General features: G+C 68.0%; 16 protein-coding genes and 1 pseudogene. 7 read left to right on the top strand and 10 right to left on the bottom strand.

The genetic code is table 11. The features are described 5' to 3' along the window. Positions 1–225 precede the first annotated feature (225 nt). Positions 226–1491 carry a vanadium-dependent haloperoxidase gene (locus tag CHC09_RS42490; protein ID WP_089298949.1) on the top strand — a complete coding sequence of 422 codons (1266 nt, stop codon included), beginning with the start codon at positions 226–228 and terminating at the stop codon, positions 1489–1491. Positions 1492–1499: 8 nt separating this feature from the next. On the opposite strand, the gene CHC09_RS42495 is transcribed toward CHC09_RS42490, so the two are convergent. The 3 genes from CHC09_RS42495 to CHC09_RS42505 form a co-directional block, all read right to left on the bottom strand. Continuing rightward, entirely contained in the window at positions 1500–1931 is a 432-nt protein-coding gene (locus tag CHC09_RS42495) for a hypothetical protein (RefSeq protein ID WP_089298973.1), read from the bottom strand. 170 nt (positions 1932–2101) lie between these two features. Continuing rightward, a complete protein-coding gene (locus CHC09_RS42500) occupies positions 2102–2581 on the bottom strand; it encodes an SRPBCC family protein (protein ID WP_089298950.1) in 480 nt (159 codons plus the stop codon). After that, positions 2578–3093, bottom strand: coding sequence for a metalloregulator ArsR/SmtB family transcription factor (locus CHC09_RS42505; RefSeq protein ID WP_307833957.1), 516 nt, complete (start codon positions 3091–3093; stop codon positions 2578–2580). Before CHC09_RS42505 ends, CHC09_RS42500 begins: the two co-directional genes overlap by 4 nt. Positions 3094–3550: 457 nt before the next feature. Here CHC09_RS42505 and CHC09_RS42510 point away from each other — a divergent pair, with 457 nt between their 5' ends. Next, positions 3551–4375 (top strand): LamG-like jellyroll fold domain-containing protein, encoded by an 825-nt coding sequence (locus CHC09_RS42510; protein WP_239138894.1) that lies wholly within the window; start codon positions 3551–3553, stop codon positions 4373–4375. On the opposite strand, the gene CHC09_RS49000 is transcribed toward CHC09_RS42510, so the two are convergent. From CHC09_RS49000 to CHC09_RS42525, 3 genes and pseudogenes are all read right to left on the bottom strand, one after another. Further along, positions 4315–4656 (bottom strand): ThuA domain-containing protein, encoded by a 342-nt coding sequence (locus tag CHC09_RS49000; protein ID WP_089298951.1) that lies wholly within the window; start codon positions 4654–4656, stop codon positions 4315–4317. The genes CHC09_RS42510 and CHC09_RS49000 overlap by 61 nt on opposite strands. A gap of 181 nt (positions 4657–4837) precedes the next feature. After that, positions 4838–6067 (bottom strand): phospholipase D-like domain-containing protein, encoded by a 1230-nt coding sequence (locus CHC09_RS42520; protein WP_179277531.1) that lies wholly within the window; start codon positions 6065–6067, stop codon positions 4838–4840. Between the two features lie 201 nt (positions 6068–6268). Next, a pseudogene (locus CHC09_RS42525) lies at positions 6269–6445 on the bottom strand (transposase); the annotation flags it as partial. A gap of 120 nt (positions 6446–6565) precedes the next feature. On the opposite strand from CHC09_RS42525, the gene CHC09_RS42530 reads away from it, so the two are divergent. After that, complete coding sequence (locus CHC09_RS42530; protein ID WP_089298953.1) at positions 6566–7141, top strand: hypothetical protein; 576 nt, start codon at positions 6566–6568, stop codon at positions 7139–7141. 295 nt (positions 7142–7436) lie between these two features. On the opposite strand, the gene CHC09_RS42535 is transcribed toward CHC09_RS42530, so the two are convergent. Then, on the bottom strand, positions 7437–8450 hold the full coding sequence (locus tag CHC09_RS42535; protein WP_307833958.1) for a calcium:cation antiporter: 1014 nt from the start codon (positions 8448–8450) through the stop codon (positions 7437–7439). 598 nt (positions 8451–9048) lie between these two features. Here CHC09_RS42535 and CHC09_RS42540 point away from each other — a divergent pair. The 3 genes from CHC09_RS42540 (at position 9049) to CHC09_RS42550 (ending at position 10737) form a co-directional block, all read left to right on the top strand. Next, a complete protein-coding gene (locus CHC09_RS42540) occupies positions 9049–9408 on the top strand; it encodes a BON domain-containing protein (RefSeq protein ID WP_239138895.1) in 360 nt (119 codons plus the stop codon). A gap of 47 nt (positions 9409–9455) precedes the next feature. Continuing rightward, a complete protein-coding gene (locus CHC09_RS42545) occupies positions 9456–9812 on the top strand; it encodes a TraR/DksA family transcriptional regulator (RefSeq protein WP_179277532.1) in 357 nt (118 codons plus the stop codon). 274 nt (positions 9813–10086) lie between these two features. Beyond that, positions 10087–10737, top strand: coding sequence for a cation:proton antiporter regulatory subunit (locus CHC09_RS42550; RefSeq protein ID WP_089298957.1), 651 nt, complete (start codon positions 10087–10089; stop codon positions 10735–10737). 151 nt (positions 10738–10888) lie between these two features. On the opposite strand, the gene CHC09_RS42555 is transcribed toward CHC09_RS42550, so the two are convergent. Together CHC09_RS42555 and CHC09_RS42560 are read right to left on the bottom strand one after the other, a co-directional pair. Further along, positions 10889–11602: a glycosyltransferase family 2 protein gene (locus CHC09_RS42555; RefSeq protein ID WP_179277533.1), complete on the bottom strand. Its 714-nt coding sequence runs from the start codon at positions 11600–11602 to the stop codon at positions 10889–10891. Positions 11603–11612: 10 nt separating this feature from the next. Then, entirely contained in the window at positions 11613–12245 is a 633-nt protein-coding gene (locus tag CHC09_RS42560; RefSeq protein WP_239138896.1) for a YdcF family protein, read from the bottom strand. A gap of 320 nt (positions 12246–12565) precedes the next feature. Here CHC09_RS42560 and CHC09_RS48635 point away from each other — a divergent pair, with 320 nt between their 5' ends. Next, the gene (locus CHC09_RS48635) at positions 12566–12688 is read left to right on the top strand and encodes a hypothetical protein (protein WP_275407977.1); all 123 of its coding nucleotides are present in this window, start codon (positions 12566–12568) and stop codon (positions 12686–12688) included. 74 nt (positions 12689–12762) lie between these two features. Here CHC09_RS48635 and CHC09_RS42570 read toward each other — a convergent pair whose 3' ends face one another. Further along, complete coding sequence (locus CHC09_RS42570; protein ID WP_143232904.1) at positions 12763–13980, bottom strand: hypothetical protein; 1218 nt, start codon at positions 13978–13980, stop codon at positions 12763–12765. Between the last annotated feature and the right edge of the window lie 68 nt (positions 13981–14048).

Raw genomic sequence — 14048 nt, forward strand, 5'->3', positions numbered from 1 at the left:
GGGGGCCGCGATCGCGGTGGGTGGCGGCGTCGCGGCGGAGCCGATCGGTCCGGGCGAGTCACCGCACGAACGGGGAGTCGGTCAATACTCACCAAGTTGGCAAAGTGCCAAAAGCTGGTAGAAGCCGATACAGCTGACATAGTCGCATGTCGATACCTTGCCCTCGCTGACGAGTCCCGCCAGGCTGAGTCCCGGCCGAAGTCCGCTGACGGGGAGTGCTCCGACATGCGTGAAAAGATCCGGACATGGCGTGTCGCCGCCGCCGTGGCCGCTCTGCTCCTGACGATGCCGATGGTGTTCACGCCGACCGCCGCCCGGGCGCAGACCACCAACATGGTCATCACCTGGGCCGTCCACTCGCAGACCGCGGCGTACGAGGTGGCACGCCAGGCGCCGTACATCAACGGGCGCACCTTCGCGATGGTGCAGGGTGCGGTGTACGACGCGGCCAACGCCGTCTCCGGCACCCCGTACAAGCCGTATTTGATCTCCCCGCCAAGCCACCGCGGCGACTCGCTCGACGCGGCCGTCGCCACCGCCGCCTATCGCGTGCTGCTCTCGCTCTTTCCCCAGCAAGCGGCGACGCTGGGCGCACAGTACGAGCAATCGCTCGCCCCGATCCGCGACGGGCGATCCAAGCGTGGCGGCATCGCCGTCGGCGAGGCCGCCGCGGCCGCGATGATCGCGGCACGCGAGAACGACGGCGCGACGCGCCAGGCAAGCTGGACGGTCGGCACCGAACCGGGTCAATGGCGGCCCACCCCGCCGGCGTTCGCCCAGGACGGCGCGCAGGTCGCCGACATCAAGCCGTTCGTCATCCCCCGCGGCGACCTCTTCGGTACGGCCGGACCGCCGGCCCTGAACAGTGCCGCGTACGCCCGGGATCTCAACGAGGTGAAGGCACTCGGCTCCGTCGGCAGCACCATGCGCACCCAGGACCAGACCGAGGCGGCGATCTGGTGGCACGACCGGCGGCAGACCGAGTGGGAGATCAAACGGCAGCTCGCACAAACGCAGCGGCTCAGTCCGCTGCAGACCGCCCGGATGTTCGCGATGACCGACGTCACCCGCGCCGACTCGACGATCGCGTGCTTCAACCAGAAACGGACCTGGAGCTTCTGGCGCCCGGTGACCGCGGTGCAACTCGCCGACACCGACGGCAACCCGGCCACGGCCGCCGACCCGGCCTGGATGCCACTACTGATCACCCCGCCGTTCCCGGACTACACATCCGGACACTCCTGCTCGACCGCGACGATCATGACAGCCTTGCGTCGGTTCTTCGGCCGCGACGACATCCCGTTCAGCGCCTACAGCACCGACTCCGGGACCACCCGCCACTTCGGCAGCTTCTCGCAGGCGCTGGCCGAGGTCGTCGAGGCGAGGATCTGGGGCGGGGTGCACTTCCGCACCGCCGACGTGCAGGGCACGCGGCTCGGCGAGCAGGTCGCGCGGTACGTCCTCGCCCGGGAGTTCGGCCGCAATCGATGAGGCCGCGGTCAGCGGCGACTGGGCGTCAACCTGCGCAGACCATCGGCGACTGCCGCCCGCAACTGATCGCCATACGCATCCGCGGGTAACGCGCCGGCATACTCGGCCGCTCGCTCGAAGGAGGCGCACGCGGCGGCGATGTCGCCCAACTGCTCGTGAGCCATCGCCACACCCACGAGCAGCGAGGGATAGAAGGCGGCCACCCTTTCGTCGCCGACGGCGTCAGCATGCCGCAACGACTCCTGGTTCCAGTGAAGGATCGCCGCGGGATCGTCCTGCCGTCGGGCAAGGTAATGCGCCGCGACGCAGGCGTCGTAGTCGTCGGTGCGCGCCGCCCACGCCTGTTCGAACAACGCCCGAGCGTCCGGCAGCCGCCCCTCCACCTCCGCCCGCATTCCTTTCTGGCACAGCTTCAGCACCGGATTGTCCAGATCCATCATCACTCCCACGATCACCAACTGGCTGACGACACGATCCTGTGGCCTCCACCAGGTCGAGGGTCAAGCAGTGGAATATTTCGACGTCGCCAGCGGTGGGGCGATGTCGAGCACGTCGGTGAGCGTCAACACGTGCGCCGCCGGTGGCGTTGACGAGGTGCAGGTCGGTGCTGCTATCGCTGCGCCTCGAAGTGATCCTTCATCGACGGGTAGTAGTCGTTGAAGTCCGGCATCGGCTGCCCGTCGCGGGAGGCCACCAACGCGTCCAGGTAGTACTCCCAGCCGGGGCCGACCTCGCCGACGCCCTCGGTGCCGGTCAGATGCTGGGTGAAGCGAAGCTCGGTCACACCCGCACGCTCGGTCAGCATCAGGTCCAGGTGCCAGCGGTCGGGTTCCTCTCCTGCGGAGATTGCCAGCCTTCGTGGTGGCTCGCACGCGTCGATGGTCATGTCCATCCACGGTCCGCCCTCCTCGTACGCCATCTGAACCTTGATCGTGCGGCCCGGCGCCGCGTCGCCCTGCCACGGGCCGAACCAGCGTGCGGTGCGCTCGGGATCGGTGACGCTCGCCCAGACATCGTCGGCGGACGCGCGGAACGTGCGGGTCAGTACGAGGTCGTTGCCGAACAGCCGTCCGGTGGGTGTCGGGCTCATGCGGTCTCCTTCTGCGATGGCTGCCTCGCGGCGGCGGTGTGCCGCTCGCGGCGGGTGCGATAGACCTCGGTCTCCAGCGCGTCGAGCCGGTGCTGCCAGCCGGACGGGCGGGTCAGCCGGCCCAGCCACCCGGCCAGCTCGTCGAGCGGCGCGGTGATCAGTGTGTAGACGCGCCGGCGCCCGTCAGCCGCGTCCCGGACCAGGCCGGCCTCGCGCAGCACGCGCAGGTGGCGGCTGACCGCCGGCCGGCTGATCGCGAACCGGTCGGCGACCTGGCCGGCCGAGAGCGGCTCGTCGCGCAGCATCAGCAGGATCTCCCGCCGCACCGGATCGGCGATCGCGGCCGCTACCTCGTCCACGCCGAAAAGAGTAACCAACTGGTTACGCGTCTGGCAACCAGCGCTGAACAGGGCGTCCTCGCCGAACAGGCCGTGCAGCACCTGTTGGTTGGCAGCGCTGGTGCGGGCCAGCGCCCCGAGTCGAACACCGACCCGTCCGGGTCGGGGCTGCATTACCGGCTCAGCGGCCCAAGGATCAGACAGAGCACCTGGGACTGCGGCCACGGCAGCGCGACAGTGCTGGCGTGATCCTCGATAGGGGTGGCGAGGAGCGCCCGACCCAGATACTCACCCTTACGGCCCCGGCCGCGAACCCGTCGTGACAGGCGGGGGATCCGCGCTCGTGCGCCTGTCCCGATGGATCGGCCGATATATCCGGCACCTGCGCGACAGGTCCCCGGCGCCCGGCTAGCACGTCGGCGAAGGCCCGCCCGAGGCCGGAACTAAGCATTGTCCTGCTTCTTCAGCCTGGCGCCGGCGCGCGAGGTGACCGCGACGTCCACGAGTTACGGACACGAGGCGGCGCGGGCATCAGTGGGCCGCGGCCTCCGCACAACCCGCTGCCATATCTTGACCGTGGTGGGCGGCGTTGACCGTACATGTGTTCGTTCCATATCTGCCGTGGCCGTCGGTGGCGCGCCACATCACCGCAACGCCTGAGTTCGCCGACCGGTACCTCACAGAGGAGTCGTCATTGATGTCACGGCGGCGCATCGCTGCCGTGCTGGCAGCCCTGATGTGCTTCGGGGCGACGATCGCGGCCGCGGCCAGACACTCCAGCGACACCGGCGACGCTGTCTGGGTACGGGGGCTGGAGCCGACCCTGCCGATCGTCGCGCGGTATCGGTTCGACGGCCCCGGCGAGGCGGCGTGGTCCGACGTTTCCGGCAACGGGCACACTCTGACCCCGGTTGCCGGCAATGACGGCGTCGCGGTACTCACCCCGCACGGCGCGGGCACTGCCGTACGTTTCCCGGCGCTGTGTGACAGCGAACCGTGTCCCCGGCTTGCGCTGCGTTCCCCCAGTACGGCCGCGCTCAACCCCGGCAGCCAGCCGCTACGTTACGGCGCGTCGGTGCTGCTCGACCCGAGTGACACCAGCGACGGGCAGAACGTCCTGCAGAAGGGCTTCTCGGCGGAAGGCAGCCAGTACAAACTCCAGATCGACGGCCGCGCGGCCCACCCCAGCTGCGCGCTGGTCGACACCGAACGGACCATTCATCTCGCCGTTGCCGGCATCACGGTGGCGGACGGCTCCTGGCACGCCGTGGAGTGCCGTCGTGAGGCAACCGCGTTGACCGTTCTGATCGACGGATCAGCGCAGGGAAGTGCCCGGATTCCGGCAGAGCTTTCGATTGACAACGATCAGCCGCTCAGTATCGGTGCCAAGAGCGCCTACGGCGACAACGACCAGTACCGCGGGCTGCTCGACGACGTGTGGGTCGCGATCGGGTGAATCGGACTGTGTCTGTAGACGTACGACCTGGTGAAGTACTGCTCGGTGTGGAGGTCGAAGCTGCTCAGGCCGTACCCGAGCGGGTGTTGGGGGTTGATGTCGACGAAGCCGCCGGGACGGCAGAGGAGTCGGCCGCCGACCATGAACTGGTTGCGGGGCGCCTCGTAGCCGGTGGCGACGATCCCGCCGTTCCAGCCGGCGAACCCGGCACCGGCGCGGACGCGCTCGACCAGGGCCTGCTTCTGTTCCTCGGTGAAGCGGGCCCCGGTCCAGCACCGGATTTATCAGGTCGAAGTGGTCCGGGTCGAGACAGGCGTCGAGGGTGTCCGCGGTACGCAGGGTGAGATCCTGGCGCTCCAGGAAGTCACGGAACACCTTGGTGCAGGCGACCGGCTCGTGTCCGTCCGGCCGCCCCGCACGATCAATGCCTCACTGATGTCCCGCGGATCACCCGCGACAGGGTCAGCAGGCCGGCGCCGCGCCGTTGGCCGGCTTGTGGGTGGCGGCCGCCGCCACCGCGTTGTACTGCTGGGCGTACGCGGCGTGCACCTCCGGGTTCTCCATCTGCAGCATCACCTCGTCGGAACCGCGCAGGCTGCCGCCCTTCCAGTTCAGGCTGCCGGTCCAGACGATCTTCCGGTCGCCCTTGCCGTAGTACTTGCCCTCGATGGAGAAGTTCTTCGAGTGGATCCAGATCGGGTCGCTGTCGCAGTAGTACCGGACGATGACCCCGTTGTACTTGTCGGTGGTCTTGGCCAGCAGGCTCTTCAGCGCGGTCGTCTGGTAGGTGTTGTCCGGGTCGTAGCGCAGGTTGACCAGGACGTAACAACCGGCCTTGTCCAGCGCGACCAGCTTGTCGGCGATGTAGTCCAGGGCGAACTCGGTCACCGTGACCCGGATGATCGTGCGGTGCGTGCCGTCGCTCTGCACACCGACGGTCGTGTTGCCGAAGCACTCGGTGTTGTTGAGGATCGTCATCACGGTGTCCTCGCTCGGGTCCCCGTAGAGGGTGTCGCCGGCGCGCGGGTAGTAGAACACCTTGGCGGCGCCGGCCTGGACCGGCACCCGGGTGTCGTAGTAGTTGTTGTTGACCTTCTTCGCGGCCAGATCACCGAAATAGCCGGTGTACGAGTCGAAGAGCGCTGCGTTCCCGGTCACCTCGAGCGCGTCGTTCCAGCCGGTCCCGCCGTCCCGCCAGGCGGTGCCGCCCATGTTGGCCGTGGTCTGCACGACCACGTCGTCGACCCCGAGGGTCCGGCTGAACAGGAAGAACTTGTTGTGGTTGATCGAGTAGTCGTAGCCGGCGATGCAGCCGCGGCCGCTCGGGCAGGTGGTGAAGAACGACGCCTGCGTGGTGTCGGTGCCCAGCCCGGTGCGCAGCACGTCGTAGCTGGCCGTGTTGGCCACCGTCTTGACGTCCGCGACCACCCGCACCTTGACGCCCCGGCCCTTCGCCGCGACCAGCGCGTTCGGGATGGTCGTGGCGTAGAAGTAGTACATCGACACGCTGATCGTCGACCCGGCCTCGGCCCCGTCGATCAACTCCACCAGCCGGGTGTAGATCCGGTCCTTGGCGGCGGTGTCGCCCGTCGGGTCGGTGAAGATCGCATGGGTGTACGGCGTGTCCGCCGCTGCCGCCGGCCCGGTCGGCGCGACCGCTGCGGTGAGGCCGGCGAGGACGGCCGCGGCCACTGCGAGCCAGCGTCGCGGACGTTCAGTTCTTGTGTTGTTCACGTGATGACTTCCTGACATCCATGGAATTGCCCCCGGTCGATGCCACCGCAGCATTGATCAACGATCGCCCGGTGTCAAACCACGGTGACGAAGGTGACGGGTTCCGGATGCCGGAGGTGGGGGCTCGGGCAGGGCCTCTGCAAGGCCGTCGTATGTGAGGAAGTCGTGCGGGAGGTAGCGCCAGGCGATGCCGGTGCGGTTGACGTGGAGGATGGCGTTGAAGATCTCCCGCAGATCATGGGCGGGGGCGCGGCCCTTGATGCCGATCTCGGTGCGGGCCTGGCGCCAGGCGGTCAGCCGGGGCGCGTGCGCTATTCGGTTAGATCGGTCAGCCAGATCGCCGCTGCTCTATAACGCCATTAACCCTTATAGAACGTCCAGTCAGACACCTATCCAGCTACGACAATTGACTGATCAATCCACTCCCGTCGGGAGGACGTCTGGCATGATCTTCCGGTGCCGGTCACCTCCAACTCGTCCGCAGGCTCCACCGAAGTCGACGCGCTCACGCTGACGCTGAACCGGCGCCGCCGCGGTCAATGGGTCTTGTTTCTGCTCGGACTCACCCTCAACATTCCGGTTCTGGTCGTGCTCGCCGCGCTTTTCCTCACCAGCGCACTGGAGTTGGTGTACCTCCAGGCCCCAGGTCTCATCGCCCTCCTGACCATCCCCTGCACGGTGGCCTGGTACGCCCGGCCGACCCGGCTGCCGAAGGCGGAACCGGTACTCGACCGGGCCGGCATCGGGCTCAGCGCCGGCGGCCGGCACGTGCGCCGGGATGTCGTGCTCCCCTGGGACCGGGTGAAATTCCTGTCGATCGGTAAGCGCGGCGTCTCCATCGAGCCGGTGGCGTGGACCGATCTCGCCGGCGACGACGAGGCCGAGCGCAGACGCTGGGCGAAGCGCGAGGGCAGACGCCGCAACAGCCGCTGGGCGCTGCATTACGGACTGGCCAAAGGTGGCCGCCCGTCCAAGGGACAGTTGCGTGACATCGTGGCCGACCTGAGCGGCGGGCAGGTCAAGCTGCGCTGAGGCGGATCCGGACGGCCGCGGTGACCGGCTCGTCCACGATCGGCCGGCAACAACCCCGCGTTGCGGCATCCGGATGTCTGGCGACCGCTCGTGTCCGCCCTGCACGGCCACGCGCCGTCCAGGACCGCGGCGTCCGAGTTCCGGGGGTGCCGTCCGCCGCCGGTTCGTACGGCGCCTCGAACTTCGCCGCCAGCATCGACCGCGTCTCATTCGTGACCGCCATGACAGATCAGCGACCAGCGATCCCGGAAGCTATGGCTTGTTTCTCTGTGACGCCTTCGACGAGATTCTCGCGTCAGGGATGGGCGGCGAGGAGAAGGAATGCACCCAGCAGGATGAGATGAACGAGTCCTTGTAGCCGAGTTGCTCGTCCAGGGACGGCAGTCAATGTGGCGACGGTGACGGTGATCGCGAGTAAGACGATCTGATTGGCGCCGAGGCCGAGCGACAGCGGCCCGGGGAGCCAGATCGATGCGATGGCGATGGCGGGGATGGTCAGACCGATGCTGGCCATGGCGGAACCGAGGGCAAGGTTGAGGCTGATCTGGATGCGGTTGCGTCGGGCGGCGTTCGTCGCGGCAAGACTCTCGGGAAGCAGCACGAGCAAGGCGATTATCACGCCGACGAACGAGTGTGGCAGACCGAAGCCGGCGACGGCGTCATCGATGGCCGGGGACAGAACCTTGGCCAGGCCGACGACCGCGATCAATGCGGTGAGCAGTAGTGCCAGACTGCTGACGGCGGCACGGCCGCTGGGTGGGTCGGCGTGATCGTCGTCGCCGTCGGCATCGTTGATGACTACGCCGTCCTTCGTGACCGGCAGGAAGAAGTCGCGGTGGCGACCCGTCTGGGTGCTGACGAACGCGGCGTAGAGGGAAAGCGACGCTATGGCGGCGAACGCCAGCTGCGCCGGGGAGAACTGCGGTCCGGGGCGGGCGGTGGTGAAGGTCGGCAGCACGAGGCAGACGACAGCGAGAGTGGCTACCGTGGCCAGTGCTGCGCCAGTGCCTTCGGCGTTGAACACGGCGAGCCGGTAGCGCACGGCACCGACGAGCAGCGACAGCCCGAGGATGCCGTTGCAGGTGATCATCACAGCGGCGAAAACGGTGTCACGGGCCAGCGAGGCGGTTTCGGTGCCGCCGGCGACCATGAGAGCGACGATCAGGCCGACCTCGATGACGGTGACGGCCACGGCCAGTAGCAACGACCCCATCGGTTCGCCGACGCGGTGTGCGACGACTTCGGCGTGGTGGACTGCGGCCAGCACCGCGGTACCCAGCACCAGGGCGATGGCCGGGAACAGCAGCATCGGCAGCTCCCGTCCCCACGATGTAGCCAGCACGACGATGGCGATCGGTGGTGTCAGGAACCTCCAGTCCGCGTATATACGGCGGGGACGCTCGTGACGCGGCCGACCGGGTGGGTCAGGTGGGCCGGGGGAGGCGTCACTGGGTTTGCCGGGTTCGAAGTCACTCATGCCGAGGTCCCGCCGGGGGCACGGTTGAGGTGGCGGTAGCTCACGGAACGGGGAAGCAGCGAAGAGGTCGGCGATCTGCTGCACAGTCTCAACTCCTGCATGCGGTCGAGTCTATGGGCCAGCGTTGCCTGGTCACGGCCGATTCTCGGGGCCGCCGACGTCGACCTGGACCGGCATCCAGCGCATTGCGGGTCGTCTGTGTGGCCGGCGCGAACCTGAACACCAACCCCGGTCTTTCGTACGTCCAGCGGGTCTGGAGGTGGAGGCAGGTTGCCGACGGTCGGTAAACAGCGGCACGGTTCATCGCCGTCGCGGGCCGTAGCTGTTTGGTTACTTTCTGGTGATGCTTGATGCAAGCGATCCGCTGTTTCTTTCATGAACTGTCGGTCCGGGCATGGTCGGGGCCGCGCCGGTTCGAGGAGGTGTCGACATGCAGGGCAAGACCAGCGACGAGGCGAGGCACGAGATCGAGGACATGCTGCGCGGTCGGATGTGGATTCATCCGGAGCAGGTGCGAGTGGTTGTACGGGGTGGGGTCGTCACGCTGACCGGTGCGGTGGACCGGCGTTCGACCGCCGGCATCGTCGCCCGGCTGACCGCAGACGTGCCAGGGGTCTCCCATGTGGTCGATCAAGTGCGGTTCGACTTCGACGACACGGATCTCCTGGTCCGTTCCCGGGTCAGCCGAACCCACCCGTTCAGCGCCGATTCGCTCCCGCCGGCCGGTATTCGCCGGCGGTCGAGGAAGCGCGGCCGGCGCCTGCCGTGTCAGGAGGCCTCGATGAGGTGACACCGGCCGGTAGCCAGATCGCGATGATTTACCCTTTGGGAGGCATCATGACCACCACGTTGCAGGTTCCGGCCGCTTCTTCCGCCGAGCTGATGCGGGGCATGCTCGAGGAGCATTACGCCGTGGACACCGACCAGCTGACCCGGATGACGGTGCACGCCGCGCTCCCGCAGCACTTCGGCCGTGACCTGCGCACCCTGGCCATGCGGACCGCGTCCGTCCGGCAGCGGATCGCCGAGACGGCACAGGCGCTCAGGCGCATGTCCGAAGGCACCTACGGCCTTTGCGAGGACTGCGACAAGGCGATACCGCTCGGCAGGCTGCGAGCCACGCCGCAAGCAGCTCAGTGCGCTGCCTGCGAACGCCGCAAGCTAGGCGATGCGTTCGCCGTCGCGGCAGGCTAGACCGGACGGCGCCGGATCACGCCGGTACGGGCAGTGGCTCCTGCGGGCTCTTACCAGAAGCCGGCCGAGCGAGAACAGACATCAGTGGATTTGCCGGTAGGCAGGGGGCTCATCGCTGTGCACGTATTCACCTAAACGACTAGATAATCGGTGTAAACCAACTATTTCGGAAATAGTTTAGGTGCGCCAACTATTGGGGGTGGCAGTCACCATGGTCGGCAAATCAAGCTTCGCAGCAAGCGCGTGCCGCTCGGAGTGCGGCAACGGCTCCGCCGTGCCCCGTCGCACGGCATGGCCGGCCGGTCGTGCGAGTCTGGTCGGCGCGGGCCTCGGCGGCTGGCTGGGCCTGCTCATCGGCGTGGTGGCAGCGCTGGTTCCCGGCGTCTCGTATGCGGTCGCGCTGCTGAGCGGCCCTCCGATCGGGGCGGTTGTCGGCGCCATGATGGGACTCCTGGTCCACTGCGCCACCGACGCCCGCCTCGGCATCAACGGCGGAGGCAGCCCCTCCGCGCCTACCCGGCCGACGCCGGCCCAGCACCGGTGGTTCCAGGGGGTGAGCCCCACGACCTCGGCGAGTGTTTCGGCGACGGCTCGGGCACGGCTTCGACGAGCGCGCGCCGACGGTCTTGTGCGCCTGGAGAGGGCGACCTTGCCCCGGCTGGGGATCTCCTACGCTTTCGACACGACCGGTGGTCAGCGCATCGGCGTGCTGGCACACCGCAGCGGGCGCCGGCACGTGATGTCTTTCGACCCGGACGACGTCGACCGGGTCCTGCACACCACGGAACTGAACGAGACCGAGGCGTACATCGTCGCCAACCTGCTCGGCCTTCCGGTGTTGACGGACGAGGAGACGGTGCCGCCGCACGGGTTCGACACGGTCCGCGCGGTTCGTGTCCCGGTTGCGGCCGGGGTGCCCGACTGAGGGCGGATCACTTTCGGATGGGGGAGTGCCGCTGTGACGATGATGTTGTCCGTCGCGATCGTCGGCGCCGGGCCGGTCGGCATTTACGCCCGAGGAAGGGGCTTGCCGAGCCGGTCGTCATAGATCGGAGATCATGCGGCAGGCCGCGCCCTCAGTCTGCCGTGACCTGACGGCTGAGCAGGATGTAGCGCAGCAGCGGGACGTAGATCCGCGCCGAATCGGCTAGGCCGCTGAAATGCGAGCCCGCGTTGCCACTGAGGTAGGTGGCCGGAATCGGCACCTCGTCGATCGGGTGGCCTCTCGCCGCGGCGTGCAGCAACACGTTCATCTCGTACTCGAAACGCTCTCCCGGCACCGCGCAAAGCTCGCCGATCAGGTCGGCGGGGTAGGCACGCAGGCCGGTCTGGGTGTCGGTGACGGTCCGGCCGGTCGCCCCCCGGAACACGGCCTGGGTGACGGTGTTGCCGAACCGGCTGCGCAGCGGCATCCGGTCGAAGCGGCGCACGCCCAGAACGATGCGTCCGGGTTCGCCACGTTCGGCGACCGCGCAGATGTCGGTGACGCTGTGCTGGCCATCACCGTCGGCGCAGACCACGGCACAACCGGGATACCGGGACAGGACGTGCCGGAACCCGGTCTTGAGGGCGACGCCCTTACCCCGGTTCACCGGAAGCCGTAGCACCGTGCAGCCCAGCGCTTCGATCTCCGTCAGCCGGGCGTCGGCGGCCAGGCCGCTACCGTCGTCGACGATCACCACTTGGGCCGGCCGGGGAACCTCGGTGAGCAGCGCGGTGACTAGTTCGGACAGATGCGGGCCGGGCTTGAACACCGGGAGCACGACGATCGTCTTCTCGAGGTGCGCCACCGGCTCTCCTTCACTGCTGTTCGACGGTATGGCGTCTATACCCAGTCCGGCCGTTGATCACCCGCCGGGCCAGATGGCCGACGGCAACCATCCCCCGTTCGCGTTGCAGCAGTTGGTCGGCTCGTGCGCCGAGGAAGCCGAGCCGAGCCAACAGCAACGCACCGCGGTCGTCGTGCATCTCGCCGCCGTGTGCCGGCACGTCCCGCAGCGCCGCCCCGGTCAGCCCCAGAACCCGGCCGGCCAGGAACCGGACCCGCGGCAGGTGCCAGGCGTGCGTCACCAGGCCGAGCGGGGTCTGCGCATCGAACGCGTACCCGCTCAGCAGCCCGTCCTCCACCGTGTGCAGCAGGTTCTCCAGGGTGCTGCGCGAGCGCGTTTCGGCGTACAGATCGGCGTGCTCGTCCAGGCCGGACTCGTACGCAGCCTGCCGCATGAGATCTCCCTCCCGCGCGCCCACCGGCGGCGGGGCGGCGCCGGCGCTGGCCTCCGGCCAGCCGCCGGTGAAGACGATCCGGATCCGGTCGCCGCCGGCGAGTACCGCACGGTGAGCCGCTACGTAAACGCTGGCCGCGCGCACCCGCGCGGCTCCACCCGGCGTTAGAGCGAAACCCTTCTCGGTACGCACGACGCCGCGCCCGAACACCAACAACACCCTGGCCGGTGCCGACATGGGTCCCCTCCGATTCGCGGGCGCACCCTGGTCGCTCGCCGCAGCCATTGTCCGCGACGTGGGCCGCGCGGAGCGTCATCACGGGCGACTGCGATGGGTACGACGGCGAGCTCCGCGCGGGCAGAGGTGAGGCCGATCCCGCGTGTACGCGCGTTGGTCCCCGTGCCGGTGGGCGTGAAGGCCGCCACCCCGTTGTAGTCGGCGGTGGCGACACCAGCGTCCCGTCGCTGATGGCCGTGCCGTTCGGCGTGTTGGTGCCATCGGAATGTGGGTCCCAGAAATCACCGTCGACCGTGTCCACCGTTTTGGCGTTCTTCGCCATGGTGGGCACGGTCGCGGTGCTGCGGCTGACGGTCGCTCCGGACAGGTATTTCACTCCGAGCGTCGGCGTGGTCAGGGCAGCCGGCATCGGCTGACAACCAACGCGGCGGCCCACCCCGGCGAAAAAACCTGGGTGGGCCGCTGCTTCCAGTGCAGGTTGTACGCGCGGTCACTTCTGGGCGATGGTGACCTTCTTGCCGGACGCCTTGAGCGTGTAGGCGGCGGTGCGGTGCGTCCACGGATTAGTGGCGTACACCCGAATGCCCCTGCTGACGCTCTTGGTCTTGATCATTTTCACGCCGAGGTCGGCGTTGTCCTCCGTGACGTCGGCCCGCGTCACCTTCCGCAGCAGCGACACCGTAACCCTCTTCCCGTGGGCGGCCTGCAGCGTGTCGGTGGCAGCATCGCCGGCGACACGCTTGACCGCGTTCGCCATGTCCAGGTAGGCCAGCCCGACGCGCAGCGTGTCGGCACCGATCGTCGCGCTCGCCGACGGCAGGGTCACTCGCTGAGGCCCGTATCCGTACCCGAACCTCACCCGGTACGTGCCCCCGTCCGTGCCGGCGGACGCCAGCAGTCCCTCGTCGTGAGCGGACGCCAGTAGTTCCTTCGCGTCGGTGGACGTCTGTGTCACCGCGTCGGCGGAGGCCAGCAGCCCGTCCACGGTGACGTGCAGCGTCACGGTGGCGTCGTCTTCGCTGAGCTGGTAGTCGATGGATCCGTCGTCGTGGACCGTCTTGGTGCCCGGGTAGTCGAGGTCGTCGTCCAACAGTCCCGGCGCTGCCGAGCCGAAATCGTAGGTGTCATTCAGCTCTACCGAATTGTCCGGGCTGAAGACGTACTGGACCGACGGGCGGTGCATCATCTTCACCGCCGCACGGGTCTCCCTGTCGGCGATGAGGTCGTAGGTTCCCTTTCCCGCGACGGTGTAGCGCGCCCTGACAAAACCGTCGAAGTTGAACCGGTCGAGAGCCACGCCGTGTACCGGGTCGACGACGAGGTATCCGGAGGCCTGGAATCCGTCGGTGGTCACTTGAATGCTGGTCTTCCAGCCGCCTTCCGCCGCCTTCGCGGAGGCCTTGCCCACAGCCGTGAGCTCGGCGGACATCTCGGCCGCGGTCAGCGACGTCGACGTGGAAGCGGCATACGCCGCACCGGGGCCGGCCAGAACGCAGGCAGCCATGGATGCGGTGGCCACCAGCAGGGCACCACGGGACACGACGGGCATGTTCACCTCAGGGATAGCGAGCTCGGAGTCGAGCAAGAACATACCGTCGTAAATCGGACAAAACATCATCTGTACGGTTTGCCAGAATAGCCTGATTCTGATCGCAGTCGCCCGACCGGTCGGCGCGAACGACCGTTCAGCCACTCCGCCGTCTTCCACGCCCTGCTCATCGAACCCGCCCGGCGCATCACCGACGATGGTTCTCCGCTTGCGCCATCCAAGGTCGC

It is taken from the genome of Actinoplanes regularis (genome assembly GCF_900188005.1).
GTDB lineage: Bacteria > Actinomycetota > Actinomycetes > Mycobacteriales > Micromonosporaceae > Actinoplanes > Actinoplanes regularis.

Excerpts from the sequence above, each read along its gene's own strand:
- CHC09_RS42490 (WP_089298949.1), top strand. The coding sequence starts at position 226 with ATGCGTGAAAAGATCCGGACATGGCGTGTCGCCGCCGCCGTGGCCGCT.
- CHC09_RS42495 (WP_089298973.1), bottom strand. The coding sequence starts at position 1,931 with ATGATGGATCTGGACAATCCGGTGCTGAAGCTGTGCCAGAAAGGAATG.
- CHC09_RS42500 (WP_089298950.1), bottom strand. The coding sequence starts at position 2,581 with ATGAGCCCGACACCCACCGGACGGCTGTTCGGCAACGACCTCGTACTG.
- CHC09_RS42505 (WP_307833957.1), bottom strand. The coding sequence starts at position 3,093 with ATGCAGCCCCGACCCGGACGGGTCGGTGTTCGACTCGGGGCGCTGGCC.
- CHC09_RS42535 (WP_307833958.1), bottom strand. The coding sequence starts at position 8,450 with ATGCTGCTGTTCCCGGCCATCGCCCTGGTGCTGGGTACCGCGGTGCTG.
- CHC09_RS42540 (WP_239138895.1), top strand. The coding sequence starts at position 9,049 with ATGCAGGGCAAGACCAGCGACGAGGCGAGGCACGAGATCGAGGACATG.
- CHC09_RS42545 (WP_179277532.1), top strand. The coding sequence starts at position 9,456 with ATGACCACCACGTTGCAGGTTCCGGCCGCTTCTTCCGCCGAGCTGATG.